This window comes from Acetobacter sacchari, assembly GCF_017377715.1.
Classification (GTDB): domain Bacteria; phylum Pseudomonadota; class Alphaproteobacteria; order Acetobacterales; family Acetobacteraceae; genus Acetobacter; species Acetobacter sacchari.
Genome location: NZ_JAFVMF010000018.1, coordinates 1 through 24843 on the forward strand (window position 1 = coordinate 1; position 24843 = coordinate 24843).

Sequence of the window (24843 nt, forward strand, 5' to 3'; positions counted from 1 at the left end):
CAAGAAGAAACGCCGTCAGCATATCCCTCTCTATTCCATATTCTCTTGTCAAAGACCGCTTGAGGCGCTTCCGTTTTCAAGGCCGCGCCGTTTGGTGAGGCGGTTTCTACGTATTTCGGATGGGGCTGTCAACGCGCCTGTTTCAGGATTGAAAATCGGCTGACGACTGCGGAAAAACCCAACACGAATCGCAAAACGCCCGATTCTCATGGGGCAAAATTCGCTCGCCGAGGAAAGAATTTTGCCCTCGGCGCGCCGGGACCCGCTTTGGGCGTAGAAACTCACAAACGCCGGCCAAGGCCCATGGCCGGAGAGCGCGCACCTGACGGACGCAGGCGCGGCGCGTTCTCATTCTTCCGTCACTATGAGGGATTCAATTTTGGAATGCTGCGATCTTCGATTCGTCCGCCCATCCAGACCTGCACGCGACTCACAACCGGATGCAGATTAAAGCCAATTCAAGCACACGAGGCACATGGCGCAGCGCACACGGCGTGCCGGGCGCCAAAATGCTTCACCGAATCAAAACGCCCGATTTGTTTCGGAACGGGCAAACATGCCCAAAAATCCCCAAAAGACGGGAATCTTACCCCCGCCCGGCGGCTTCGCGATACTCGATGAACCATGACGCGAAACGTCGGATTCCATCCGCCAGATCGGTCTTGGGCTCCCACCCAACAAGGTCCCGTATCCTGTCGATCGACGCCCAGGTCGATTCCACATCGGCCGCCGGCCGGTCCATGACCTGAATATTCGTCTTCCGCCCAAGGGCGTCTTCCAGCAGGCCAACCATGGTCCGGACCGCTGTCGGCTGGCTGTTGCCGACGTTCAGCAACCGGGCGGCGCATCCGTCCGGCGGAGCCTCCAAAACCGCAAGCACCGCGTCAACGACATCGTCAATATAGGTGAAATCGCGCGCCAGAGCCGGACCATCGTAAAGCGTCAGACTCTCGCCACGCATGATCGCCTCGGCGAACTTGAAATACGCCATATCCGGACGCCCCCACGGCCCGTAGACCGTGAAGAACCGCAGACCAGTCTGCGGTATGCCATACAGATACTGATAACAATCCGAAGCCAGTTCGCCTGCTCGCTTCGTGGCGGCGTAGAATGACCCAGGATGGTCCACCCTGTCGCTCTCTCGAAACGGCATGGCCTCGTTCCGACCGTAGACGGAAGACGAAGACGCGTAGACGAAATGCCGCAGCTTCGGGAGGCGCCGCGCAAACTCAAGCAGCGTCACATGCCCAAGGATGTTGGCTTTCACGAAGGCGAACGGATCCTCCATTGAATACCGCACGCCCGCCTGCGCCGCCAGATGAAGGATTTCCGTAAATTCCTCCGGATTTCCAAGAACATCGGAGGAAAACGTCTCCTGCTCGGCGATGTCGCATTGGCGGAACGTGAAGCCGTCATGTTCGGTCAATCGCGCAAGGCGACGCCGTTTTAACTGCGGGTCGTAGTAGTCGTTGAGGTTATCGACCCCGACCACGCGCGCGCCCCGTGCAAGCAACGCCTCACAAACATGCGCGCCAATGAAGCCAGCGGCGCCGGTCACCAGAATCGTCACTAAAAAACCTCGCCCTTCCGCCGTCGCTTACTCGCCGCCACGTCAGCCGACGCGTTTGGCCCGGGCCGCCCGCGCACGCAAGCGCAACCTGCAAACGCCAACATGGCGGCGGACCGCCAGGTCTCCGTGGGCAGAGCGCAAAATCTCATGATACTTTACGATTTCCCGCCAAGTGCAGCCGCCTCGATACGGTCGCCGACGGAAATGCCTTCCTTGGCGGTCACGCCCCCCTGAAGCTCAAGCGTAGCGACGACCGGGCCATGGCTGCTGATATGCGCGAGGCTTCTGGGCACAGCGTTCTCGGCGATCGCCTGAATGCGGTGATCCGCGCCGATGAACACGATGTCCAGAGACGCCAGCGTATTCTCCATCCACATGTCGCTCTGCTGCGGATACGGCCAGACGAACAACATGCCGCGATCAGCCGGCACGGTCGGGCGGAACATTTCGCCCACCTGCTGTTGGCGCGGCGTTTTCGCAAGTTCGACCGAGAACAGGTGCTGTCCGTTTGCCGACACGATCGTCAGAGGCTGACGGGGCAGTTCCGGCTGGGCCTCAGTAGGCTCGCCAGTCTCGGCAGCCTGCCCAGAGGCCGCCAGTCCCGATAACGCCAGCGTCCCAATGAGCACGGCCGCCCTTCGGAATGGCGAGGAAAACAGGGACTGACGAAGATGGGACATTATGACACGCGTCCTGATGCTGCCGGAAACTCGGCGTAAGGCCAGATATTAGGAAACCAGACATATCCCGACATCCGGCGCGTAGGGAAGGCGTGACCGGAGAGGCCACGCCAGACCGGCGCTGAATGATTCACTGCAGAAACGGGTTTTCCGCGCGTTCAGCCCGGACGGTCGTCGGCGCGCCGTGCCCCGGCAGCACCAGAACGTCGTCGCCCAACGGAAGAATTTTCGTCCGCACGCCCTGCACCAGCGTCGGCCCGTCGCCATACGGAAAATCCGTGCGCCCGATCGTGCCCCTGAAGAGCGTATCGCCCGCAAAAAGCACACGATCCTGCGGTTCGAAGAACACCACATGCCCCGGCGTATGTCCGGGCACGTGCAGCACTTCGTAGCTCCGTCCCAAAAGCGGCAGGACATCGCCGTCCTGCGTGTACCGATCGGGCGCCACGCTGATCATGCCGGACAATCCGAAACGCGCGGCGTTCTCTTCAATGCTGGACAGAAGGAACTCATCCCGCTTGTCCGGCCCTATGACCGGAACCGGGGCGCCCTGCCGTTTCGTCAACGCATCCCGGAGCGCCTGCGCACCGCCCGCATGATCAAGATGTCCGTGCGTCAACAATATCGCCTCGACCGTCAGATCATGCGCAGCGATCCGCTCGAGAATGACGTCCTCGTCTCCGCCCGGATCGATCACGAGCGCGTGCCGGGTCTCCCCGTCCCAGACCAGCGAGCAGTTCTGCCGCAACGGCGTCACGGGAATGACCTCGACATCAAGTCTACGCTTCGGATCGCTCATGAATACTCCCCCGGTCGACGCCTGCGGTTCAGGCCGATTTCCAGCCGGTTTCCGGGATATCGAAGTGTGAAGCAAGCTGGCTTTCCGAAATGTTGACCAGATCCTTGACCAGCGTCTTCAGAATCTTCGCCTGAACCGCCTTCGAAAGATGTTCCCTGATCTCATGCAACGCCTCCGCTGGCGCCGCGAGAACAAAACCGTCGAAGGCCCCGCCATGCGCCTCCAGCGCGTTGAGGCGGTCCGCCACGACGCGGGCGAACGCGTCCTTCGCCCTGTCAGCAGGCGACGCGCCGGGAGGCGTTACGCCAGGACTTCCAGCCGCCTTGTTCGCGTCAAGCGTCTCAATCGCCGAAAACGCCCCGTCCTTGTGCCGAAGCAGCTTCGCTTTCGCGCCGTCCGCCACGATATAAACGACCTCTCCGTCAAAACTGTTCGTCATGATCACGGTCCTTCATCACAACGCGCCACAAGCGACGCGCGCCGCCCCAGCGTATCGGGGCATGCGGATAGGAAACCCAATCGTGTAGCGCGACAACCCCTGCGAAACGCGCGGGCGGTTCCGCAAATCCAGCGGTGTGCGGACCGTGTATCGGCTGATACAGTCATCTCATGCCCAATCCCTCGACAAACTCCTGGCCCAACGATCCCCTGCTCCATGCCCTGCAGTGGACGCAGAACGGCCATCCCGCCGCAGTCGCTACGGTCATCGGCACATGGGGGAGTTCACCCCGACCGGTCGGCAGCGTCATGACCATATGCGGCGACGGGCGCGTGGAAGGCTCGGTCAGCGGGGGCTGCGTCGAGGCGGACGTGATTTCGCGCGCACGGGAGATCATGGACGGATCCCCTCCGGCCGTACTTACGTATGGCGTGTCCAACGAGACCGCGTGGGGCGTGGGGCTGGCCTGCGGCGGACGTCTGGACGTGTTCGTTCAGGCCATCGGGACGGATGGCTTGGTAAAAGGCGCCTTTCCTGCCGCCGACCTCGAAGCAATCGCTGCGGCGCTGCGCGACAGGCGACCGGTGAGCCTCGCTCGCAGACTCGACGGCGTGCGTCATGCACTCGTCGACGGAACAAACCCGAATAGCCTGCCCGACGACATCCTGCGCGTCCTGGCCGAACCACCGCGTTCAGCTTGCGCTCGCGTCACGGACGCTGCCGGCGCGGAATGGTTCCTGCAGACCGTCGCGCCGCCCCCGAGGCTGCTCCTCATCGGCGCCGTGCACATCGCGCAAGCCCTCGCCCCGATGGCTCGACTGGCAGGATTCACGACAGCCATCATCGACCCGCGCACCGGACTCGCAACGCCGGAACGCTTTCCCTCCCAGACGTTGCTCACCGACTGGCCAGACGACGCTCTCGACAATGCGCATATCGACCCCACGACGGCTGTCGTCACACTCACGCACGACGCCAAACTCGACGATCCGGCGCTGGCGCGGGCGCTGGTCAGTCCAGCTTTCTATGTCGGGGCTCTGGGCTCGCGAGCGACTCAGTCCTCACGGCTGAAACGTCTCGCAGAGATCGGCGTGCCTGACGACGCCCTGAACCGCTTGCGCGGTCCTGTGGGCCTGGCGATCGGCGCAATCGGCGCGGAAGAGATCGCCCTGTCGATCATGGCGGACATCGTCGCGACCCGCCGAGGGGCGCGCCTTAGTCTGGAACCCGGCTGGTGATTGCGCCGGAGGGACGGATCGTCGCCGCCATTCTCGCAGCTGGACGATCCTCCCGAACGGGCAGCCAACACAAGCTTCTGGCGCAAGACGCTCTCGGGCGCGCCATGATCAGCCGGACAGTGGAACAGGTCGTCGCCAGCAATGCCGACGCCGTCCGTCTTTTCGTCGCCACGGACGGAGATTCTGTCGTCGCATCCGCGCTTTCGGGCCTGCGTCCACATCCGGCGCAATTTTCCATCGGAACAGTGCCAGACGCAGCGGAAGGCATGGCTGCGTCCGTACGGGCCAGCGTCGCATTCGCGCACGATCAGGGCGCCGCCGGACTGTTGATCTGTCTGGGAGACATGCCTCTCGTTCAATCCGAACTCATGGACGCCCTGATAACCGCCTTCCGTCGTTCCAGAGCGGACGCCATCGTCCCCGTCCACGAGGGACGGCGCGGCAATCCGACGCTCTGGGCCTCCAGTCAATTCGACACATTGTCCAGGCTGGAAGGCGATACGGGAGGGCGCGCCATTCTCGACGCTCTGGCGGCGGATTCCGATAGCCGCAGACTGTTTAGAATTGTTGGCGACGCCTCGGTTCTGACGGATTTCGATACCTCGGAACGGCTTACAGCCTTTGCCCGACTGACATGATCTGCGCGCCAGCATCACCGACGGATATGGTTCGACCTTTTACGGGACGGGCGATGAATCGCAACGAATAGCCCGAACGTTAACGATTGACCTGACCGCGCCAGACCGGAATGTAAGCAGGGTCCGGCCGACGCCCCGCGTCAGGACGGGAATTTATCGGAGTCCGACATGAGCAAAATTATCCGCACCGAACCCAACGCCATTCTATCGAAGGCGGTCGAGTATCACGGCTTCATCTATACGCAGGGCGTCGTCGCCCGTGACCTTTCACAGGACGCTACGGCTCAGACCAAAGACATCCTCGATCAGCTCGACGCGATCCTCGAAGAGCACGGTACGGACAAGACCCGCATCCTGCAGGCTCAGATCTGGCTGAAGGACATCGCTGACCGCGAAGCCCTCAACGGCGTCTGGAGCGCGTGGCTTCCGGAAGGCGGCGCCCCGGCCCGCGCATGCGTGCAGGCGGTTCTGGCGGATCCCCGCATGCTGGTCGAAATCATGCTGACCACAACGAAGTAAGAAACGCTGCCGTCGCGTCGCCCTGCGCGGCAACGCGACGGTTATCAGGCTGCGTTAACATGGCCGTTTGCCCGACCTGCGCCTTTGCAACCTGCCGGGCACATAATTGTGGCCTGCGCGCCACAATTCATCATACGGCCCGACGCCCGACGCGACTCCCCACACCAATCGCTGCAATTCCGTAAATAGCCGGGAAACATTGATTTTTGTTGTTTTTTTAGGAATTTAATCCTAATTTCTATGTACAAACATACGCTAAACGAACAAAATCATCTTCCTGTGTTTTTGCGCCGCCGTGTGACCTTGTCAGGTCAGCATTGCAATTGCTACGGAGAACAGCACGGAAGAAAGCGGGGCGTTTGAGTATGCGAATGGGTTGCTTGGGTCTGTCTCGTCTCCGCATGGCCGCCCTTTCGTTTTTCGTCACCTGCTTCGGACTGGCCGATGGAGCGCACGCTCATGTCCGCCACCCGGTCTCCCATGGCTATCATCACGTAAGACTGGCCGCCGCGCACTATCATGGCGGTCGGCATTACTACGGTGGCGGTCACGTCATTCAGTGCGTCGCTTTCGCGCGCTCCGCCTCCGACGTCGATCTTTCGGGCAACGCCCGCGACTGGTGGTATAACGCCGAAGGCCGCTACGCTCGCGGATCAGCGCCTGAACCCGGAAGCGTTCTGAATTTCCGTCCGATTCGCCGTATGCCCCTCGGTCATGTCGCCGTCGTCACAGGCGTAACCAACAGCCGCGTCATCACCATTGACCAGTCCCACTGGGGCCAGAGCGGCGTCAGCCGTAACGTCACCGTCGTCGACGTGTCGCCCGATAATGACTGGTCGGCGGTCCGGGTTGCACTGAATGGCCGAGAGGGGACTTTCGGCTCCATCTACCCGACCTATGGTTTCATCTATGCGCGCGGCGAGAACGAAGCTCCCAGCGCACCGCACATGATGACCGCGAGCGCCGAACCCGCGCAGCTCCCTGCGGGAGCCGCTGTCGAGCAGTATGCGGAAGCGACCGACACAACGGGCACGATCGAGGAAGGCTATGTCTCCCGACACGCAATGCATTCTACGCGTCGGCGCGCCCACTACACGCGGCGCGCTCACCACTGACGTTTCCGCCGGTCAAACTGCGACTTACCGGGCGCGCTTCTCTGCGGAGAGCGCGCTTTTTTTACAAGCTCTCGCTACGGAGCAAACGCCTCCGTTTTGTTTTAAGGTCACGTCAAAGCGTCGCCGCCGCCTGACGCCAGGCATTCAAAGTATCTTCCGTCCTTCAAACGCAAAAATTTGAACCAACACAGACTCCCGGCAAGACAACCTGTTGAAGCGTTTCGCTAAGCCCTTGCCCGGCTGAGGCGTGGTCGGAACGCAGGAAATCTCACATCCAGGGACTGCCGATGGAACTACGCCATCTCCGATATTTCGTCGCGGTTGCGGACCACGGCAGCTTCACCCGTGCCGCCGCAACCTTGCGCATGGAACAGCCGCCTCTCAGCCAACAGATTCGACAGTTCGAGAACGAGCTCGGCGTCACCCTGTTTCAGCGCCTGACAAGGGGCGTCAAACTCACCGATATCGGCGCCGCTTTGCTACCGCAGGCGCGCGCCGTGCTGGATCTCCAGGGCGATTTTCTTGCGGCGGCGCGAGGACTGGCGCGTGGCGATCGAGGGCAGTTGCGCGTCGGACTCGCCGGAGCCGTGCCATTGCTGCCGCTCATTCCGCTGACCATCCGCCGCTTTCGCGAAGCATGGCCGGAGGCGGACGTCTCCTTCGAGGAGAGCAACACCCCCGCCCTGTCGGAGGCGCTGCATGAGCGACGCGTCGACGTCGCGATCGTCCGGCCGCCTGTGCCCAATGACGCGCAACTGGCCGTCTATCCGCTCTTTGACGAGCCGACCGTCGTCGCTCTGCCAAGCGGCCATGCTCATGCAGCCGACGGCGCCGTCGGGCTGTCCATGATCGCGTCCGAACCGCTGATCATCTTCCCTCGCGAACTGGGGCCCGGTTTTCACGACGCAATTCTTGCCGCATGCCAGCAGGCGGGATTCACGCCGCGCCTCGGCCAGCAGGCGCCGCAGATCGCAGCGACCGTGCCGCTGGTGGCCGCCGGGCTGGGCGTGTCCGTCGTGCCCGCGTCGCTGTCGCAGATTCACGCGGGCGGCGTGACGTTTCATCCCATCAAGGAGCCCGCCCCCAAGGCGGCGCTCGCGATCGCGGTGCTACGCGGACAACATGCGCCGCTCGTCAGCCGTTTCGTCTCCGCGTTGCGTGAGGCGAGCGCAGAATGGGCAGAGCGTCAGGACGAAAACGTCACGCGCTCCAAAACGGCGACAAAAACAACAGAATCCCTGTAAAACCGATCCACGCCGCCACACCCACAGCCATACACATGACCGTCTTCCGACTATAATTTCGGAACGTCATGACCACGCCGACAATGACAAGCAGGCTCAACACTGGCAGGGCCATCACCAGAACTTCGATCCCGGCCAAAATTGGAATGGCGCTATCCGGCGGATTGTCCCACAGAAAAATGCTGGCAAAGAACAAGGGAAACGACGCCAGAAGTCCGATAACCCCGAACGCCGTCAACACGACGAGCCCCACGATGGCGGCGGGCGAGGGACGACGGGGCGCAAGAGGCGCAGAACGTCGCGTTTCGGGAACGAACGGTCGGGGCGCCGTCAACCCGCGCCAGACGGATCGCAAATCGGGCTTCACGCCCTGCGTCCGGGGCGCCCGGCCCTGTGATAGGGATGCCCCGCAGCGATGGCGCGCGCGCGATATAACTGCTCGGTCAGCATGATCCGGACCAACATATGTGGCCACGTGAAGCGGCCGAAAGACAACAGCGCATCCGCCCGCGCTACGACAGGCGCGTCGAGTCCCTCGGCCCCTCCGATAAGAAAACAGAGAGGACGACCAAGCTGCAGCCATCCCGACAGCATATCCGAGAACGCTTCGCTGTCCGGCGTCTTGCCATCCTGATCCAGCGCGACGACGAACGCGCGGTCAGGCAACGCAGCAAGCAGCGCCTCGCCCTCACGCCGCTTGATTTCGCCCGGTGAGCCTTTTCCATCCGGCAGCTCAACAATATCCAGCGCCGGCGCCAGGCGCTTCAGGTATCGCTCCATGAGCGCCCTGTCGGCCGCGTCTTTCATGCGCCCGATAGCGATAAGCCGCATCAAACTTTCCCCGCCACGCCGTCGCCGCTCCGCGCTCTTCGTCGCGCGCGATGGCCGACCCTCGCCTACAGCGTGGTGACGGCGCCGTCGTCCTGATCGTCCAGCTCCGCGCCCCACATGCGCTCAAGGCCGTAAAGCTCCCGCGCCTCGGCCTTGAAGAGATGAATAACGATGTCGCCCGCGTCGATCAGCACCCAGTCGGAGCCGTTCGCGCCCTCGACGAGAATGCGCTTCAGCCCCGCCTCAGTCAGCTTGCGGTCGATATGCTGGGACATCGCGCTGATCTGACGGTCCGCAAGGCCGGTTGCGATCACCATACGATCGGCGAACGACGCGCGACCGGTCAGGTCGATGACCACGATATCCTCGCCCTTGTCGTCGTCGATACTGTCGACAATGACCTTCAGGTACCGCTCAAGATCTTCGACGGGCGCGTGCGGTCTCTTCTTCGCATCCTTGCGCGGACCGGCTGCGGCCGCCTTCTTTCGGGGCGAGCCCGGCGCTTTGACTGCTTCCGCAAGGCGCGCGTCCACCGGCTTCGCACTCGCTTTGGGCGCTCCCGTCTTTGCGGCGGGCTTTGCTGCAGTACGGCGTTTCGGCTCCGTATCAGCGGGAGGCTTCCTGGCGATGACCGTATCTCCTGTCGGGCGGCGGCCCGTTTAAGGGCGTCTCTGGTAAGGCGTGAAACCGAAAAACGTCCACTGCATGCAGCCTGCTCGCCGCTCCGGCTCGTCCTGATCGCAGAATCTGCAGTCGGGACGGGGCGGGGCGACGACTAGACCGACGCTCGCGATCGTCTCAGATCTGTTGCCGATATACCGTTTTGCTGGCCGGGAAGAAAAGCCCAGACTGGCGGGGTTTTTTCAGCCAGCGCCCTCACCTGCCCGGAGGGCAACCGATATCGGGACAAAACAGAAGCGGTTCGCCCGCGCAACGCCGCCACATTGCTGTGCGGACGCGGCGCCACGGCGATGGGAACGCTGCGCACGAACTCCCGCCACCGGCTCCAGCGGGGAAGCTCCGCAAACACGTCGGCGCCCATAAGCCAGACGAAACGCACATGCGGAAACCGGATGCGAAGACGCCTGACGGTATCGAGCGCGTAGCGCGTTCCTAACCTCGCCTCGAGGGCAGTGGCGACGATTGCGGGCGAGTCGACCAGCGCCTGAGCCGAAGCAAGGCGCTCCGCCAGCGGCGCCATACCGCATGTCGGTTTCAGGGGGTTGCCCGGCGACACCATGAGCCAGACCTGATCAAGTCCGAGGACGCGGATCGCACGGTGCGCGATTTGCGCGTGCCCTTCATGGGCCGGATTAAACGAACCGCCCAGCAGCCCGACGCGAAGACGCCGCCCATCGCCCCAACGCGGCAATTGATCGACAGAAAAAGCCGAGGGAACCGGGGCGCTATCGTCCCCCGACCCCACGCCAGCGCCGTTTACGCGCCGGTCTGTCAGGAACGAACCTGACCATTACCGATGACCTCGTATTTATAGGTCATCAACTGCTCCAGCCCGACCGGGCCGCGCGCATGGACGCGCCCGGTGGCGATGCCGATCTCGGCGCCGAAACCGAACTCCCCGCCGTCGCAGAACTGGGTGGAGGCGTTCCACATCACCACGGCGCTGTCGACGCCGTTCATGAACCGCATGGCCGCGGCCTCATCGGCCGTTACGATGGATTCCGTATGCGCGCTGCCATAATGGGCGATGTGATCCAACGCCGCGTCGACCCCGTCGACCACGGCGATGGACAGGATCGCTCCCAGCCATTCAGTGGCGAAATCCGCCTCGGACGCCGCTGGCAACATGGGCACGATCTCTCGCGCGCGGGCGTCAGCACGGAAATCACACCCAAGCGCCGAAAGGTCTTCGACAATCTGCGGCAGCAGCGACGGCGCGATGGCCGCGTCGATCAGGAGCGTCTCGGTCGAGCCGCAGATCCCGGTGCGACGCATCTTGGCGTTGGCGACAATCTTGCGCGCCATCTGCGACTCAGCGCCCGAGTGAATGTAGGTGTGACAGAGACCTTCAGCATGTGCGAGCACCGGCACACGGGCTTCGTTCTGCACACGCTCGACGAGAGACTTGCCACCGCGCGGGATCAGCAGGTCTATCAGGCCCGCCGCGCTCATCATGTCGGCGACATGGCGACGGTCCGCGCTGGGTGCGACCTGCACCGCCGCTTCCGGCAATCCGGCGGCGCGCAGCCCCTCGACCATAGCGGCGTGAATCGCCTCGGCGCTGTAAAAACTCTCCGAACCGCCGCGCAGGATGATGGCGTTGCCCGATTTGATCGCAAGCCCTGCCGCGTCGGCGCCGACATTCGGACGGCTTTCATAAATGACGCCAATTACCCCGACGGGCGTCGCCACCCGACGAATCTTGAGGCCGTTGGGTCGCGTCCACTCGGCCAGCACGCGCCCGAGAGGGTCAGGCAGATCCGCCATGTCCTCCAGACCGCGCGCCATCGCCTCGATGCGCTCTTCGGTAAGGGTCAGACGATCACGAAAAGACTCCGTGCCGGAATACGTCTCCAGATCCCGGGCATTGGCTGCAAGGATTTCGTCCTTGCGCTCGCGCAGCGCTGCGGAGGCCGCCCACAACGCCTTGTCGCGCACGGAAGTTGGGCTTTGCGCCAGGTCCCGGGCCGCGCGCCGCGCTTCGCGGGCCATCGCCGCGATCGCGTTCGTTTCGCTGGTCTCCGCCTTCATGCTGGCGCTCATCCCGGTAACCCCATCCTTCCCTGACTTTCGGCGCGCATCGCGCCCACATCTTCAATGCGCACCCGGTGACAGGGGGCGCGTTCGACAAACTCTTAAACGTTGAAGCGGAACAGCAGCACGTCTCCGTCCTGCACCACATAGTCGCGGCCTTCGATGCGCATCTTGCCCGCTTCCTTGGCCCCTGCCTCACCGTTGTATTTCACATAGTCGTCATAGGCCACTGTCTCGCACGCAATGAAGCCGCGCTCGAAATCGTTGTGGATGACGGCGGCGGCCTGAGGCGCCTTTGTGCCCGCAGTGATCGTCCAGGCCCTCGTTTCCTTTGGGCCGACCGTAAAATACGTGCGAAGGCCGAGCAGGCCGTAGCCCGCCGCGATCACGCGGTCGAGCCCGCTGTCGCTCAGGCCGAGGCCATCGAGGAACTCCTTGCGGTCCTCCTCCCCAAGCTGGCTGACCTCCGCCTCGATGGCGGCGGAGACGATTACACAGGCCGCACCCTCGGCCGCCGCCCGCGCCTGCACCGCAGCAGAAAACGCATTGCCTGTCGCGGCTGACGCTTCCTCGACATTGCAGACATAAAGAACCGGCTTGGTGGTCATCAGCTGCAACCGTGACGCAGCGGCTTCCTGCCCCGCCGGGATCGCGGTGCGCGCAGGGCGACCTTCGCGCAGAACCTCGATCATCGGCTCCATCAGCGCGACCTGCGTCTGAGCCTCCCGATCGTTGCCGCGCGCCTTCTTCTGCAGGGCGACAATGCGCTTCTCCAGCGAGTCGAGGTCCGCCAGCATCAGTTCGGTCTCGATGATCTCAGCGTCGCGGACCGGATCGACTCCGCCCTCCACGTGCGTCACGTCATCATCCTCGAAGCAACGCAGAACGTGAATGATCGCGTCGACTTCACGAATATTGGCGAGGAACTGGTTGCCCAGGCCTTCACCGCGCGAGGCGCCGCGCACAAGACCCGCGATGTCGACGAACTCAAGACTGGTCGGCAGGATTTTCTGCGATTTGCCGATCTTCGCCAGCGCGTCCAGACGTGGATCCGGCACTGCGACGCGACCAACATTGGGTTCGATCGTGCAAAACGGATAATTTGCCGCCTGAGCTGACGCCGTCGCCGTCAAAGCGTTGAAAAGCGTGGACTTGCCGACATTGGGCAGCCCGACGATACCGCAGTTGAAGCCCATCAGTCCCTCATTCCTGTCTTGCGCGCCTGGTCTTGCCCCGGCTCCGCCTTGCCCCGATTTATCGGGCCTTGTTTCGTCTTACCGGACTCCACCGGATCATCCGCCTTGCCACCTGTCAGCAACGCGACCTTCGTCATGAACTGCTCCGGCTCGCCTCCCGCCAGAAATGGCGCGGCGTCCGCCACAGCCTCGAGAAGCGCCGCGAGCGCAGGCTGCTCGGCTTTCGCGAAATCGCCAAGCACCCAGCCATGAACACGCTCCTTAGAACCGGGATGGCCGATTCCAAGACGCACGCGCCAGTAATCGGGCACGCCAAGCTGTCGGTCGGTCGAACGCAGGCCGTTGTGCCCCGCCGCGCCGCCGCCACGCTTCACACGCACCTTGCCCGGCGCGAGATCAAGTTCGTCATGAAAAACGGATATCGCGTCGGGAGCGATCTTATAAAACGTGGCGGCTTCCCGCACGCTGTCGCCGGACGCGTTCATATAGGTCATCGGCTTGAGCAACAGCACTTTGGCGTCGCCTACGCGGCCCTCCGCGACTTCGCCACGAAACCGCTTCCGCCACGGGGAGAACCCGAAGCGCGAGGCGATCTCGTCGACGGCCATGAAGCCGATGTTATGGCGTTGGCGGCTCATGGATGGTTCGGGGTTGCCGAGTCCTACCCAGAGCTGAATCGCCGGCAGCATGTTTTTTGTCCCGAAACCGGAGGCGGCTCGCCGCCCGAGGTTCGCGGGCCTCCCTGGAGCGAAGCACGATCGACCCTAAATAGCACGACCACGCAAAAACGCTCTTGCAACAACAACCTGAAGCAGTTGCGACTGGCGATCCAGTCGCAACACGCCTCAGATCTTCGCTCAGGCCTCGGCGGCCGCAGACTCTTCCGCGTCAACCGTCGGCGCAGCGACGGTCGCGATGACGAAGTTCGGCAGCTGCAGGACCGGCGTGACGCCCTCCGTGCCCTTCAGATCGTCCCAGCGCACGTTGTCGTGGATGTCCAGCGCCGAGATGTCGACGGTGAACGCCTCCGGGATGTTCTCCGGATCGGCGTAGACTTCGACAGTGTGACGCACGACGTTCAACACGCCGCCGCGCTTCACGCCCGGAGCCTTGTCTTCGCCCGTGATGTGCACGACCACTTCCACATGCACCTTTTCGCCAGCGGCGAGGCGCTGGAAGTCCACATGCAGCGGCGCGTCGGTGACCGGGTGGAACTGGATGTCGCGCATAAGCCCGCGCTCCGTCACATCCCCGGCCTTGATTTCATACAGACGCGAACGCCAGCCAGCCTTGTTCAGCTCGCGCATAATGATGCGCGGATCGATGGCGATAAGGGTCGCCTCTTTCTTCGCGCCATACACAACGGCGGGCACCAGCCCGGCGCGCCTCGTCGCGCGCGCCGCCCCCTTACCAGCCTCCGCGCGCGTCGAAGCCTCGATTGTCGTCAATTTAGCCACTTTAAGCTCCCGAATACGAAAACACGCCAGCCTCCAGGGGTGCCGACGCGAGGCGGGTCGTGTAGCGGAAAAGCCGAGCAGAAGCAATCACGCCGTGACGCAGCCTCCTGCGGCACCGGTTCTCCTCAGCTCTCGTCTGACGTCAACCAGTTTGAAGCAACGTCAGTATCCGCCGCCGTAACTCTGGTAGCCGGACGGATAACCAGCATTCGAATATCCTTGAGGGTAGCCATACCCTCCGTAACCTTGAGGATAGCCGCCCTGTTGCTGAGGATATGAGCCATATTGCTGATTGGGCTGGTAATAGCCCGGTTGAGACTGTGGATAGCCGCGATAGCCGGAAGCACGTGCAGGCGTCGTCAACGCGCCCGTTCCGGCGCCAAGAACGCCGCCAGCCAGCGCCCCTATGGCGGCGCCCCGTCCTCCGCCAGCCAGCGCTCCGATCGCGGCGCCCGCGCCGCCGCCAAGCAGCCCGCCGCCAAGGGCCCGCTGTCCCGGATTGTACGGATCGGTGCAGCCCGCGAGCAACGTGATCAGCCCGATCCCTCCAATCAGCGACGCATTTTGCAGTAACTTCATGATCAATCACCTGAATGAGATCGAGAAAAACGTCTGGCCGCCCCATCGTCCGGAAAGCAGCGACCAGTCGCTCCGGCGCCACGGACCGCATCTCTTACAAATCGATATACGGGACCACCGTTTTGCTCGACTCCACCAAAGCCCGCATCGAATCAAACCTGACAGAGCGCGTGGATGGAGCCGAGGTTACCTTATACTAAATGTGGATCAGTACCCGTTGCGATAGTTTGAGTTCGGTCGGCTCGGCGTCGTCGCAGCGCCGCCAGCCGCGCCCACGGCGCCGCCAGCCAGCGCGCCGATCGCAGCCCCACGGCCACCGCCCGCAATCGCACCGATCGCAGCCCCGCCGCCAGCTCCGATAAGCGCCCCGGACCCTGCGCGGGCGCCCGGATCATACGGATCGCCGCAACCCGCCAGAAGCGCGGTGGAGACCAGACCGACCGCGAGCAGAGGGCGCGCGTGGCGCGCCAATTTCGATCCGGTTGACGTTTCTGTTTTGTTCGTAATCATCATGCAATCTCTCTTTTTATTTAGAACTGACCCCGCCACTTCAATGACCTCAAAAGAACCTCGAAGGTCGGCGTCATTACGGAGCTATGTATCCGGCAAGCATAGAAACGGTTTTCGAAGTCCTCGGTTCTCTGGTGGCGGCGTCACGACGCCACGAATGCTGTCCGGCCACTCAACTCCGGTTCCGGCGAGAAGAATCACCCTCGATCCGCGCCGCCTCAAGGCGGGCTGATGGCCGAAATGTGGCGGGCGTTCACGAATTATCTCTCCTGCGCGCGATTCTCTCCTTAGGCCCTTGCGGCCCGGAGGCTGCGTCGCTAAGCCCTCGGACCACCCCTGCGGACCGGACCGAATGATCAATCGCTGCGTCCGGCAGGGCCATGCGATCGAAACGCGCTGTTTTTGCGCGCCCTAAATCTTGCGCGCTCGTCACGCTGGCCAGGAGTTGTGAATGTTCTCTCGCCTGCTGGGTCTCATGTCCGCCGACATGGCCATCGACCTCGGCACCGCCAACACCCTGGTTTACGTCAAGGGGCGCGGCATCGTGCTTAACGAGCCCTCGGTCGTCGCCATTGCGGAGTCGCGCGGCAAGAAACAGGTACTCGCGGTCGGTGAGGAAGCGAAGCTGATGGTCGGGCGTACGCCGGGCAACATCACCGCCATTCGACCAATGCGCGACGGCGTCATCGCCGATTTCGAAGTCGCCGAGGAAATGATCAAGCATTTCATTCGGCGCGTTCACAATCGCCGCGCTTTCGCTAGCCCGCAGGTCATCATCTGCGTGCCGTCGGGATCGACGGCCGTCGAACGGCGCGCGATTCAGGAAAGCGCCGAGAGCGCGGGCGCCCGTCGGGTTTTCCTGATCGAGGAGCCAATGGCTGCGGCTATCGGCGCCGGGCTTCCGGTTACGGAACCATCAGGCAGCATGATCGTCGACATCGGCGGCGGCACGACCGAAGTCGCCGTGATCTCTCTTGGCGGCATTGTCTATGCGCGTTCGGTCCGCGTCGGCGGCGACAAGATGGACGACGCCATTATTTCTTATATTCGCCGGAGCCATAATCTGCTGATCGGCGAAAGCTCAGCCGAGCGGATCAAGATCAGCCTGGGCTCTGCGATGATGCCCGACGACCCGAACGACCCCGGCCCGTGGCAGCACGTCAAGGGGCGCGACTTGATCAACGGCGTCCCGAGAGAGGTCATCGTCTCGCAGGCGCAAATCGCTGAAAGCCTCGCGGAGCCGGTTTCCCAGATCGTCGACGCAGTCAACACGGCTCTTGAGAACACGCCGCCAGAGCTGGCCGCGGACATCGTCGACAAGGGCATAGTGCTGACCGGCGGCGGCGCGCTGCTTTATCGCCTCGACGAGGTTCTGCGACTGTCGACCGGGCTGCCCGTCACGGTCGGAGAAGACGCCCTGTCCTGCGTCGCGTTGGGAACCGGACGCGCTCTGGAAGAGATGAAGCGACTGCGCGACGTTCTGACGACGATGTATTAACGAAAAATAGTCATGCATCCTCGGCGTCTACCTGTCAGTATGACGCCTTGGTTCGCGGTTTCGACACAGTCGACATGAACGCGAATACAGGGAGGCTGCATGAAATCTTCACCCGCAGGCGTGAGGACGATGCAATGAGGCTGGGCTGGCGCCCTGGGACGATGGAGACGACGCTGAACCTCCTCCGCCTGATTTCCGAAACGGCGCTCGCTACTCGCGACCTCCGGGTGGGGGAGCGCCCGGCGCCATGATTCCGGTTTCCATTCAAGCTCGCCAGGCCCTCGACAAACTTCTCCTGCCGTTCATGCTGCTTATTGCCGTCGGCGTCATCCTGCTGGGTCAGGCGGATCGAAACCTTACACATGCGGCCCGCATGCTGGTCGCGGACGTGCTGTCCCCGATCTGGTCGCTGATCGCTGAACCGGGTGAACGGGTCGCCGCAGCGGTGGCCGAAATACGCGGCATCAACCATCTGGCGGAAGAAAACGCCAGTTTGCGTGCAGAGAACGAGACTCTCCGGGGCTGGTATGACGTCGCCGTGTCGCTGACCCAGGAAAACCAGACTCTGAAAAACAATCTGCGCTGGATGCCGGACCCCGTCCCGTCTTTCGTGACCGGACGCGTTATCGCTGACGCTGGCGGGTTGTATTCGCATGCTGTGCTGATCGGCGCAGGACCACAGAGCGGCGTGCGTGTCGGTAATGTAGCGCTCGCTGCGGATGGATTTGCCGGGCGCGTGACTGAAACGGGACAACGTTCCGCCCGTATCCTGCTGATCAACGATCTGTCGAGTCGCATCCCCGTAACGCTGGAAGCCAGCCATGGCTCCGCTATAATGACGGGAGACAACTCTTCATCACCGCGATTGATGTATTACGCTCAGGACAACCACCCGATTGAAGGCGAGCGCGTCGTCACCAGCGGTCAGGCTAACCTGTTGCCCGCCGGTCTGCCGATTGGCGTCGTTCACTACGCTCGAGCAGGCCAGCCTGTGGTCACGCCGTATGCACGGCTGGATCACCTGAGCATTCTGCGTATTTTCGACTTCGAAGTCGCCTCGATCGACGCACCCGACGCGCCCGGTCGGGTGCCACTGGCACCGTTGCATGCGGGCGCCGGTCCGAACGGCGCCCTTCCCGGCACAAGCGCAAGAGATGGGGACAGTGGCGACGGGACCACGTTAAGTGGAGCGACCCTTGGCGGCGTCATTGGCATCCGACCGCACGAGCGGGACGAAAAGTCGATGTCGAAGGCGAGCAATCAGACCGACAATACCGATGAAACGCAGGATAGCGACGACACGGCGCACGCACGGCAGGGAGCGACGCCGGATGCACAGGCCCCAGACGCGCCGAACGCAGACCCGTCCCTTTCCGGACGCAAAAAGGCGCAAAGCCCGAGTCCAGCCTACCCGCCGCCATTTACGGAACGCGGATGAGAGATCGCTGTGATGGCCTCCGATCCTCCGCAACAACGCCAGCAAGGGCTGCGCGCGCGCCCTTCTCTGGCGCTACGTCTCGACAGATTCGCTGCTCGGATGGCTCCAGGCGGCGTCACGGCGGCCCTGATCGCCCTGCTCTCCGCTCCTACCGGCTTGCCAGGCGCAACTGCGCTTTTGCCAGGCGTCGTCATGTCGCTGGTGTTTTTCTGGTCGGTCTGGCGGCCGGACGCGATGCCAGCGCCTATGGTCCTGTTGCTCGGCCTTTTCATGGATCTTATCGGCTTCGCGCCTCCGGGCGTGAACGCGTTCGTGCTGCTGTTGCTGCACGGGGTCGCTTCGCATCTTCGCTTTGGATTGATGCGCCTGAGTTTTCTTGTGATCTGGCTGGTGTTCGCCGTGGTCGCGGCGCTCGCCTGTGGCCTGGACTGGCTGTTGGTGTCGACTCTGTCGCTCCAGCCAATGCCTTCCGCGCCCGCGATCTTCGAGACCATGCTCGCCGTTGGCGTCTATCCGCCGTTGTCGGCGTTAAGCTCACGCGCACATCGGTTACTATCGCATCCGGACCCGCACGCATGAAGACTGACGACGAAGCAATTCGGCGTCCCGAGAACCACGCGACGGGGAGGCGCGCCGTATGAAGTTGCGCCGCCGCAAAGAACCCAAGCGCCTCATGCCGATCCGGGATCCGAAGGATCCGGGCAGCGGCGTCTTCACGCGCCGCGCGCTTCTGCTCATGGCGGCCCAGACTGCAGCCCTTGGCGTACTCGGGCGCAGGCTCTACGACCTGCAGATTCGCGATGGTGACCATTTCGCGAAGCTGGCCGACAACAACCGCATCAGCAAGCGGCTGCTGGCGCCGCCGCGCGGACTGATCGTCGATCGTTACGGCGTCGCGATCGCCGCCAACAAGACCAACTGGCGCGCACTGCTGCTTCCTGAAGAAACCACGGACGTGCAGGGCACGATCGACCGTTTCTCGGCCCTTGTACCACTTGACGAACGGGATCGCGCGCGCGTCGCCCGTGAAATGCGCCATAAACGCAAGTTCGTGCCGGTCATGCTGCGGGACTTCCTGTCGTGGGACGATATGGCCCGGATCGAACTGAACTCGCCGGGGCTGCCGGGCGTGCTGATCGACGTGGGCACGACCCGGTTTTATCCCTACGGGTCGCTGCTGGCGCACACCGTTGGCTACGTGGCGCCGCCCAATGAGCAGGATGTCGCGAAGTCCGCCCTGCTGGCGCTTCCCGGCATGCGCATGGGCCGTGCGGGCGTCGAGCAGAGTCAGGACGACCTCCTGCGCGGCGAATCCGGGTCGGTGCAGATGGAGGTCAACGCCGTCGGGCGCGTGATGGCGGAACTCGACCGGGTCGAGGGCACGCCGGGCGATCAGATCTCTCTGTCGCTCGACGTCGGGTTGCAGCAGGCGGTTCTGGGGCGCATTGGCGACCAGGTTGCTTCCGCTGTGGTCATGGACTGCCGCAATGGCGAAGTCGTGGCGATGGTCAGCAACCCGTCTTTCGATCCTTCCCTGTTCGACAGCGGCGTCAGTCGCGCGCAATGGGCGGAATGGACCAGCAATGAACGTACGCCCCTGATCAACAAGGCCGTGGCAGGCGTCTACCCACCCGGGTCGACGTTCAAACCGGCGGTGGCCATGGCGGCGCTCAGCTCCGGGGCCATCAGCGCGACTGACCGCTTTTTCTGCCCGGGGCACTTCGACATGGGCGGCGCGCGCTTCCATTGCTGGGCGAAGTACGGCCACGGATCACTCGACCTGCATCAGGCGTTGAAATTCTCTTGCGACGTTTATTTCTATGAAGTCGCGCACCGCATCGGCATGGAAAAAATAGCCGAGTCTGCGCACGCGTTTGGCCTGGGCACGGAACTGGGCATCGAATTGCCGCACCAGCGCGAGGGGCTTATCCCGACGCCCGAATGGCGTAGACGTCACGGCCATCACTGGAACGGCGGCGACACAGTCGTGAGCGGAATCGGACAAGGCTTTGTGCAGGTCACGCCGCTACAACTTGCCACGTATACCTCGCGCATCGCCACCGGACGCGCTGTCGAACCGCATCTCGTCCGAGCGGTGAACGGGTCTGTGGGCGCGAAAGCGGAGCCGACGAATTGGCCCGCACTCGACATGGATCCCAAATTTCTCGACGCCCTGCGCGGCGGTATGTTCGCCGTTGTGAACGAGCCGCATGGCACGGCGCCCAAGGCGCGGCTGGACATTCCGGGCGTGCAGATGGCGGGCAAGACCGGCTCGGCGCAGGTGCGGCGCGTCTCTCGAGCGCTTCGCGAAAGCGGCCACTTCAATTCGGCGAGTCTGCCCTGGGAGTACCGGCCGCACGCCCTTTTCATCTGCTTCGCGCCCTTTGACGCGCCCCGCTATGCGGTGTCGGTGGTGATCGAACACGGGAACGCGGGCGCAGACGCAGCCGCTCCGCTCGCGCGCGACATCATGACCGACGCGCTGACCCGTGATCCGGTCAACCACCGCATACCACCCGGCCAGACAGTCGCGGACGCGGAGTAACGACTATGGTGTTGCCGGTGAAGCCCACTAGCGGGCTCGCCAACCGTTCGGGCGCTGCAGCGCGCGGCGTGCTGGCGGGCCTCGATCCGCGCAAGAGCGGCGGCAAGTTCCGTAAACGCCTGCTGCGGGCCGAGCCCAGCTTCCGCATCCTGTCGAAGCTGTGGAGCGTCAGCTGGCTCTATGTCCTTCTTATCTGCGTTCTCGCGGGCGTAGGCTACGTATCGCTTTACTCCGCGGGGGGCGGTTCGGCGCGACCGTTCGCCGGTCCTCAGGCCATGCGTTTCGGCTTCGGGCTGGTGTTGATGATCACTGTCGCCATGATGCCGCCCCGGTTTCTGGTTCGGATCGCTGTGCCGCTCTACATCGTCGCCATCGGGTTGCTGGTGGCGGTCTTGCGGATGGGGCATGTCGGCAAGGGCGCCGAACGCTGGATCATGCTGGGCGGGATGCAGGTCCAGCCTTCGGAATACGCCAAAGTTGCGCTCGTTCTGATGCTGGCGGCGTGGTTTCACCGAATTTCCTATGCCCGCATGGGCAACCCGCTCTGGCTGATCCCGCCGACTCTCATGGTGCTGCTGCCAGTCGGGCTGGTGTTGAAGGAGCCGAATCTGGGCACCGGCGTGATTATCGGCGGCGTCGGCGCCGCCATGTTCTTCGCGGCGGGCATGCGGTTGTGGCAGATCGCGCTGCTCATTCTGCCGACGCCCGTGTTGCTGAAGATCGCGTATGCGCATCTGCACGATTACCAGAAGGCCCGCATCACCACCTTCATGCACCCGGAAAGCGACCCACTCGGCGCTGGGTACAACATCATCCAGTCGAAGATCGCACTCGGCTCCGGCGGGATGTGGGGACAGGGGTACATGCGGGGCACGCAGGGGCAGCTCAACTTCCTGCCCGAGAAGCAGACCGACTTCATCTTCACGATGATCGCCGAAGAATGGGGCTATGTCGGCGGGATCGCGGTGATTGGCCTGCTGCTTTTGCTGATCCTCGGCGGCATGATCATGGCGATCCGCAGCCGAAACCGCTTCGGGCGCCTTCTGGCGCTGGGAATTTCGGTCAATTTCTTCCTCTATTGTCTCGTCAATCTTTCGATGGTGATGGGAGCTATCCCGGTGGGCGGCGTACCTTTGCCTCTCATCTCCTACGGCGGTTCAGCCATGCTCGACGTCATGCTCGGGTTTGGCTTGCTGATGTCAGTGTGGGTGCATCGTAATTCGCGCTTCGGCGAAGAACGCGAAGAACAGGAATAGGAAACGCGCCATGTCTGGCGTGCGTCCGATCACACCCGCAATCCTGCGTTCCTACCGCCTGAGCGTCTATTCGGCTGGTGGCGTGAGCGTCCGGGTAGGACGCATCGCTCGCCGGAACATGATCGAGGGCGCGAACGCAGCGATCCTGCTCAGCGCATGCAATCCCGGCGGGCGCCGACGCCCTGATGGCTGGAATCGGCGAATGATGGAGCGGCTGGAGGAAGCCCTGCATGGAATGCCGACGGCAACAGGCGAAGGCCGTCTGGGCGGATGGTCGGAGCCGCTCTTCGCTGTAGACGCGCCTCTGGCTCGCGGAATGCGGCTCGCGCGCATGTTTCGTCAGAATGCGGTGGTTCTGGTCAAAATGGGGCGAAGGACACGTCTCGTTTTTTTGGCGCCCATGTCAAACGTCTGACGCTTGGGTCTGGGCAACAGCGATCACAATGTATCGTCGCCAGATATTGTATCGCCAGGATAAATTATTAAACTGGTTCTGATTTCGAAATAGATATTCGACGCAGGCCATCCCATGTCTTTTCCTTCCCGGCACGCTCCAACACGCCGCCAGATTCTGACCTCCATCGGCGTGAGTGCGGGAGCCGCGGCCCTTTATCACGCCATGACGGCTCTGGGGCACGCCGAAGAATCCCGGTTTGAGAAGCCTCTGACCCTCTCGCCCGCGAAAGAACGAAGCCGCGTCGTCGTCCTCGGAGCGGGTCTTGCGGGGCTGGTCGCCGCATACGAACTTGGCAAAGCTGGATACGACGTCACCGTTCTTGAATATCAAAATCGCATCGGAGGTCGTAACTGGACGCTTCGCAACGGCGACACCTACACCGAACTGGGCGGCGCTTCCCAGAAAGTGTCTTTCAGCAATAACAATTACTTCAACCCCGGACCGTGGCGCATTCCCCACCACCACAGAGCCCTGCTGCACTATTGCCGGGAATTCGGTGTTCCTCTGGAGCCGTTTGTTCAGTTCAACACCAACACATGGCTGCACAGCAGCGACGCCTTTGACGGCAAGCCGCAGCGCTTCAAAGCCGCGTCGCTCGATCTGATCGGCAATGTCTCGGAACTTCTCGCCAAAGCCACAAACGAGGGGGCGCTCGATCACAAGGTTTCGCATGAGGATCGGGAACGGCTTATCGAGGCGTTGCGGGGATGGGGCGTGCTTGACGAGACGCTGTCTTACCGCAAAAGCGTTCACACTTCGGCACATCGCGGTTATGACCGGCCACCCGGCGGCGGCGTCAGCGGCGCGCCTGTTCCCTCAGATCTTTTGCCGTTCAAGGACGTTCTCGATCCTACTGTCTGGCGATCGATGAGCTTTTTCACACAGTATGAAATGCAGCCGACCATGTTTCAGCCCGTCGGCGGGATGGATGCAATCAGCCGCGCATTCGCAAGGCATGTCGGCGGCAAAGTCATTCTCAATAGAAAAATTACCCGGATCTCTCAGGACGACACGGGCGTCGTCGTCACGAGCGTGAACACCACTACGCGGGAGACAACAAAAACGACGGCGGACTGGTGCGTTTGCGCACTTCCGCTGCCGGTCCTCTCGCAAATCGATATTCAGGTGGCGCCCGCGAAGAAAGCGGCCATTCAGGCCGTGCCTTATGCCTCTCACTGCAAGATCGGGCTGGAATTCAAGAGGCGTTTCTGGGAGGAAGACGAGAATATATACGGCGGCATCAGTTTTACAGATCAGGAAATTTCCCTGATCTCATATCCAAACGACCGCATGTTTTCGCCCGGACCCGCCGTTCTTCTCGGGGCGTTTTCCATGGGCATGGCGGGATACGACATCGCGGGCATGACGCCGGACCAAAGGCTGGAATTGGCGCTATCGCAGGGCGAGAAAATCCATCCGCAGTACAGGAAAGAATTTCTCGGCGGCGTCTCCGTCGCCTGGAGCCGCGTTCCCTGGATCATTGGATGTCGCGCGCGGTGGAGCGAAGCAGCCCGGGCTGCGCATTACGCGAACCTTGTCTCCATGGATGGAAAAATTGTTTTGGCGGGCGATCACGCGTCATATCTGGCCGGATGGCAAGAAGGCGCCTTGTTGTCATCGCTCGACGCCATAGAGCGACTCCACAAACGCGCACAGGAGATTTAAAGATGCGTCTGTGGATTCCGTCCTTTCTCATCCTGAGCGCAACTGTTGCGACGCAAGCCTTCGCCGACTCCCCCGGCGGCGCTGGTGGGCAGGCGCCGTCAGCGCATTCCGGCGCAGAAATTTACCGTCATGTTTGTCAGGCCTGTCACATGGCCGACGGAAAGGGCGGGACAGGCTCTGCGACCGTGCCTGCTCTTTACGCCAACCAGCATCTGGCGAGCCTGCCGTGGACCCTCGTCACCGTCCTGAATGGACGCGGCGGCATGCCGTGGTTCAACGGTCAGTTGACGCCAGACGAAATAACGTCCGTCGTGAATTACGTGCGGACAAACTTTGGCAATCAATATCGCGACAAGGCTACGCCTGAGCTGGTGAAACAAATGGCCGGCCCGGTCCAGGTAGACGATCACTGAAGTTCGCCGAGCGCGTTTCACCGAAAATTGCCTGCGGGGAA

General features: G+C 62.7%; 27 protein-coding genes. 13 read left to right on the top strand and 14 right to left on the bottom strand.

The window, feature by feature from the left end:
• Positions 1 to 586: 586 nt before the first annotated feature.
• From J2D73_RS15275 to J2D73_RS15290, 4 genes are all read right to left on the bottom strand, one after another.
• Entirely contained in the window at positions 587 to 1570 is a 984-nt protein-coding gene (locus J2D73_RS15275) for an SDR family NAD(P)-dependent oxidoreductase (protein ID WP_207882650.1), read from the bottom strand.
• Positions 1571 to 1725: 155 nt separating this feature from the next.
• Positions 1726 to 2250 carry a DUF192 domain-containing protein gene (locus J2D73_RS15280; RefSeq protein WP_207882652.1) on the bottom strand — a complete coding sequence of 175 codons (525 nt, stop codon included), beginning with the start codon at positions 2248 to 2250 and terminating at the stop codon, positions 1726 to 1728.
• Positions 2251 to 2380: 130 nt separating this feature from the next.
• Positions 2381 to 3049, bottom strand: coding sequence for an MBL fold metallo-hydrolase (locus J2D73_RS15285; RefSeq protein WP_207882654.1), 669 nt, complete (start codon positions 3047 to 3049; stop codon positions 2381 to 2383).
• Positions 3050 to 3077: 28 nt separating this feature from the next.
• The gene (locus tag J2D73_RS15290) at positions 3078 to 3488 is read right to left on the bottom strand and encodes a baeRF12 domain-containing protein (RefSeq protein WP_207882655.1); all 411 of its coding nucleotides are present in this window, start codon (positions 3486 to 3488) and stop codon (positions 3078 to 3080) included.
• A gap of 170 nt (positions 3489 to 3658) precedes the next feature.
• On the opposite strand from J2D73_RS15290, the gene J2D73_RS15295 reads away from it, so the two are divergent.
• The 5 genes from J2D73_RS15295 to J2D73_RS15315 all read left to right on the top strand — a co-directional run bounded on the left by J2D73_RS15295 (position 3659) and on the right by J2D73_RS15315 (position 8242).
• Positions 3659 to 4726 (top strand): XdhC family protein, encoded by a 1068-nt coding sequence (locus J2D73_RS15295; protein WP_207882656.1) that lies wholly within the window; start codon positions 3659 to 3661, stop codon positions 4724 to 4726.
• Complete coding sequence (locus J2D73_RS15300) at positions 4723 to 5364, top strand: NTP transferase domain-containing protein (protein ID WP_207882658.1); 642 nt, start codon at positions 4723 to 4725, stop codon at positions 5362 to 5364. The genes J2D73_RS15295 and J2D73_RS15300 overlap by 4 nt, the downstream gene beginning before the upstream one ends.
• 168 nt (positions 5365 to 5532) lie before the next feature.
• A complete protein-coding gene (locus J2D73_RS15305) occupies positions 5533 to 5883 on the top strand; it encodes a RidA family protein (RefSeq protein ID WP_026398038.1) in 351 nt (116 codons plus the stop codon).
• A gap of 365 nt (positions 5884 to 6248) precedes the next feature.
• Positions 6249 to 6998: a CHAP domain-containing protein gene (locus J2D73_RS15310; RefSeq protein WP_207882660.1), complete on the top strand. Its 750-nt coding sequence runs from the start codon at positions 6249 to 6251 to the stop codon at positions 6996 to 6998.
• A 287-nt stretch (positions 6999 to 7285) separates the two neighbouring features.
• Positions 7286 to 8242 (top strand): LysR family transcriptional regulator, encoded by a 957-nt coding sequence (locus J2D73_RS15315; RefSeq protein ID WP_207882662.1) that lies wholly within the window; start codon positions 7286 to 7288, stop codon positions 8240 to 8242.
• On the opposite strand, the gene J2D73_RS15320 is transcribed toward J2D73_RS15315, so the two are convergent.
• The 10 genes from J2D73_RS15320 to J2D73_RS15365 form a co-directional block, all read right to left on the bottom strand.
• Positions 8199 to 8609 (bottom strand): hypothetical protein, encoded by a 411-nt coding sequence (locus J2D73_RS15320; protein WP_207882664.1) that lies wholly within the window; start codon positions 8607 to 8609, stop codon positions 8199 to 8201. The genes J2D73_RS15315 and J2D73_RS15320 overlap by 44 nt on opposite strands.
• A complete protein-coding gene (locus tag J2D73_RS15325; protein WP_026398036.1) occupies positions 8606 to 9073 on the bottom strand; it encodes a 23S rRNA (pseudouridine(1915)-N(3))-methyltransferase RlmH in 468 nt (155 codons plus the stop codon). Before J2D73_RS15325 ends, J2D73_RS15320 begins: the two co-directional genes overlap by 4 nt.
• A 65-nt stretch (positions 9074 to 9138) precedes the next feature.
• Positions 9139 to 9606, bottom strand: coding sequence for a ribosome silencing factor (gene rsfS, locus J2D73_RS15330; RefSeq protein ID WP_341535103.1), 468 nt, complete (start codon positions 9604 to 9606; stop codon positions 9139 to 9141).
• A gap of 242 nt (positions 9607 to 9848) precedes the next feature.
• Positions 9849 to 10499, bottom strand: a complete 651-nt coding sequence (locus J2D73_RS15335; protein ID WP_207882666.1) for a nicotinate-nucleotide adenylyltransferase — start codon at positions 10497 to 10499, stop codon at positions 9849 to 9851.
• Between the two features lie 26 nt (positions 10500 to 10525).
• Positions 10526 to 11797 carry a glutamate-5-semialdehyde dehydrogenase gene (locus J2D73_RS15340; RefSeq protein ID WP_207882667.1) on the bottom strand — a complete coding sequence of 424 codons (1272 nt, stop codon included), beginning with the start codon at positions 11795 to 11797 and terminating at the stop codon, positions 10526 to 10528.
• A 92-nt stretch (positions 11798 to 11889) separates the two neighbouring features.
• Complete coding sequence (gene ychF, locus J2D73_RS15345; protein ID WP_207882669.1) at positions 11890 to 12984, bottom strand: redox-regulated ATPase YchF; 1095 nt, start codon at positions 12982 to 12984, stop codon at positions 11890 to 11892.
• On the bottom strand, positions 12984 to 13661 hold the full coding sequence (gene pth / locus J2D73_RS15350) for an aminoacyl-tRNA hydrolase (RefSeq protein WP_207882753.1): 678 nt from the start codon (positions 13659 to 13661) through the stop codon (positions 12984 to 12986). Before pth ends, ychF begins: the two co-directional genes overlap by 1 nt.
• A 180-nt stretch (positions 13662 to 13841) precedes the next feature.
• The gene (locus J2D73_RS15355) at positions 13842 to 14441 is read right to left on the bottom strand and encodes a 50S ribosomal protein L25/general stress protein Ctc (RefSeq protein ID WP_207882671.1); all 600 of its coding nucleotides are present in this window, start codon (positions 14439 to 14441) and stop codon (positions 13842 to 13844) included.
• 162 nt (positions 14442 to 14603) lie between these two features.
• Complete coding sequence (locus J2D73_RS15360; RefSeq protein ID WP_207882673.1) at positions 14604 to 15020, bottom strand: hypothetical protein; 417 nt, start codon at positions 15018 to 15020, stop codon at positions 14604 to 14606.
• Between the two features lie 207 nt (positions 15021 to 15227).
• Positions 15228 to 15530 (bottom strand): hypothetical protein, encoded by a 303-nt coding sequence (locus J2D73_RS15365; protein WP_408736853.1) that lies wholly within the window; start codon positions 15528 to 15530, stop codon positions 15228 to 15230.
• 451 nt (positions 15531 to 15981) lie between these two features.
• Here J2D73_RS15365 and J2D73_RS15370 point away from each other — a divergent pair, with 451 nt between their 5' ends.
• The 8 genes from J2D73_RS15370 to J2D73_RS15405 all read left to right on the top strand — a co-directional run bounded on the left by J2D73_RS15370 (position 15982) and on the right by J2D73_RS15405 (position 24802).
• Positions 15982 to 17028: a rod shape-determining protein gene (locus J2D73_RS15370; protein WP_026398028.1), complete on the top strand. Its 1047-nt coding sequence runs from the start codon at positions 15982 to 15984 to the stop codon at positions 17026 to 17028.
• Positions 17029 to 17275: 247 nt separating this feature from the next.
• Positions 17276 to 18466 (top strand): rod shape-determining protein MreC, encoded by a 1191-nt coding sequence (mreC, locus tag J2D73_RS15375; protein WP_207882674.1) that lies wholly within the window; start codon positions 17276 to 17278, stop codon positions 18464 to 18466.
• Positions 18467 to 18478: 12 nt separating this feature from the next.
• Complete coding sequence (locus J2D73_RS15380; protein ID WP_207882675.1) at positions 18479 to 19045, top strand: rod shape-determining protein MreD; 567 nt, start codon at positions 18479 to 18481, stop codon at positions 19043 to 19045.
• Positions 19046 to 19103: 58 nt separating this feature from the next.
• On the top strand, positions 19104 to 21011 hold the full coding sequence (gene mrdA, locus J2D73_RS15385; protein ID WP_207882677.1) for a penicillin-binding protein 2: 1908 nt from the start codon (positions 19104 to 19106) through the stop codon (positions 21009 to 21011).
• A gap of 5 nt (positions 21012 to 21016) precedes the next feature.
• Complete coding sequence (gene rodA / locus J2D73_RS15390) at positions 21017 to 22267, top strand: rod shape-determining protein RodA (protein WP_207882679.1); 1251 nt, start codon at positions 21017 to 21019, stop codon at positions 22265 to 22267.
• A gap of 10 nt (positions 22268 to 22277) precedes the next feature.
• Positions 22278 to 22682, top strand: coding sequence for a DUF3293 domain-containing protein (locus J2D73_RS15395; protein ID WP_207882680.1), 405 nt, complete (start codon positions 22278 to 22280; stop codon positions 22680 to 22682).
• Positions 22683 to 22796: 114 nt separating this feature from the next.
• A complete protein-coding gene (locus tag J2D73_RS15400) occupies positions 22797 to 24389 on the top strand; it encodes a flavin monoamine oxidase family protein (RefSeq protein WP_243429999.1) in 1593 nt (530 codons plus the stop codon).
• A gap of 2 nt (positions 24390 to 24391) precedes the next feature.
• Positions 24392 to 24802, top strand: coding sequence for a c-type cytochrome (locus J2D73_RS15405; RefSeq protein WP_207882682.1), 411 nt, complete (start codon positions 24392 to 24394; stop codon positions 24800 to 24802).
• Positions 24803 to 24843: the final 41 nt, after the last annotated feature.

Excerpts from the sequence above, each read along its gene's own strand:
- J2D73_RS15405 (WP_207882682.1), top strand. The coding sequence starts at position 24,392 with ATGCGTCTGTGGATTCCGTCCTTTCTCATCCTGAGCGCAACTGTTGCG.
- ychF (WP_207882669.1), bottom strand. The coding sequence starts at position 12,984 with ATGGGCTTCAACTGCGGTATCGTCGGGCTGCCCAATGTCGGCAAGTCC.
- J2D73_RS15315 (WP_207882662.1), top strand. The coding sequence starts at position 7,286 with ATGGAACTACGCCATCTCCGATATTTCGTCGCGGTTGCGGACCACGGC.
- J2D73_RS15400 (WP_243429999.1), top strand. The coding sequence starts at position 22,797 with ATGTCTTTTCCTTCCCGGCACGCTCCAACACGCCGCCAGATTCTGACC.
- J2D73_RS15360 (WP_207882673.1), bottom strand. The coding sequence starts at position 15,020 with ATGAAGTTACTGCAAAATGCGTCGCTGATTGGAGGGATCGGGCTGATC.
- rodA (WP_207882679.1), top strand. The coding sequence starts at position 21,017 with ATGGTGTTGCCGGTGAAGCCCACTAGCGGGCTCGCCAACCGTTCGGGC.
- J2D73_RS15365 (WP_408736853.1), bottom strand. The coding sequence starts at position 15,530 with ATGATTACGAACAAAACAGAAACGTCAACCGGATCGAAATTGGCGCGC.
- J2D73_RS15325 (WP_026398036.1), bottom strand. The coding sequence starts at position 9,073 with ATGCGGCTTATCGCTATCGGGCGCATGAAAGACGCGGCCGACAGGGCG.
- J2D73_RS15310 (WP_207882660.1), top strand. The coding sequence starts at position 6,249 with ATGCGAATGGGTTGCTTGGGTCTGTCTCGTCTCCGCATGGCCGCCCTT.
- J2D73_RS15285 (WP_207882654.1), bottom strand. The coding sequence starts at position 3,049 with ATGAGCGATCCGAAGCGTAGACTTGATGTCGAGGTCATTCCCGTGACG.
- J2D73_RS15370 (WP_026398028.1), top strand. The coding sequence starts at position 15,982 with ATGTTCTCTCGCCTGCTGGGTCTCATGTCCGCCGACATGGCCATCGAC.
- J2D73_RS15380 (WP_207882675.1), top strand. The coding sequence starts at position 18,479 with ATGGCCTCCGATCCTCCGCAACAACGCCAGCAAGGGCTGCGCGCGCGC.
- J2D73_RS15290 (WP_207882655.1), bottom strand. The coding sequence starts at position 3,488 with ATGACGAACAGTTTTGACGGAGAGGTCGTTTATATCGTGGCGGACGGC.
- J2D73_RS15280 (WP_207882652.1), bottom strand. The coding sequence starts at position 2,250 with ATGTCCCATCTTCGTCAGTCCCTGTTTTCCTCGCCATTCCGAAGGGCG.
- J2D73_RS15305 (WP_026398038.1), top strand. The coding sequence starts at position 5,533 with ATGAGCAAAATTATCCGCACCGAACCCAACGCCATTCTATCGAAGGCG.
- J2D73_RS15395 (WP_207882680.1), top strand. The coding sequence starts at position 22,278 with ATGTCTGGCGTGCGTCCGATCACACCCGCAATCCTGCGTTCCTACCGC.
- mrdA (WP_207882677.1), top strand. The coding sequence starts at position 19,104 with ATGAAGTTGCGCCGCCGCAAAGAACCCAAGCGCCTCATGCCGATCCGG.
- mreC (WP_207882674.1), top strand. The coding sequence starts at position 17,276 with ATGATTCCGGTTTCCATTCAAGCTCGCCAGGCCCTCGACAAACTTCTC.
- J2D73_RS15340 (WP_207882667.1), bottom strand. The coding sequence starts at position 11,797 with ATGAGCGCCAGCATGAAGGCGGAGACCAGCGAAACGAACGCGATCGCG.
- J2D73_RS15295 (WP_207882656.1), top strand. The coding sequence starts at position 3,659 with ATGCCCAATCCCTCGACAAACTCCTGGCCCAACGATCCCCTGCTCCAT.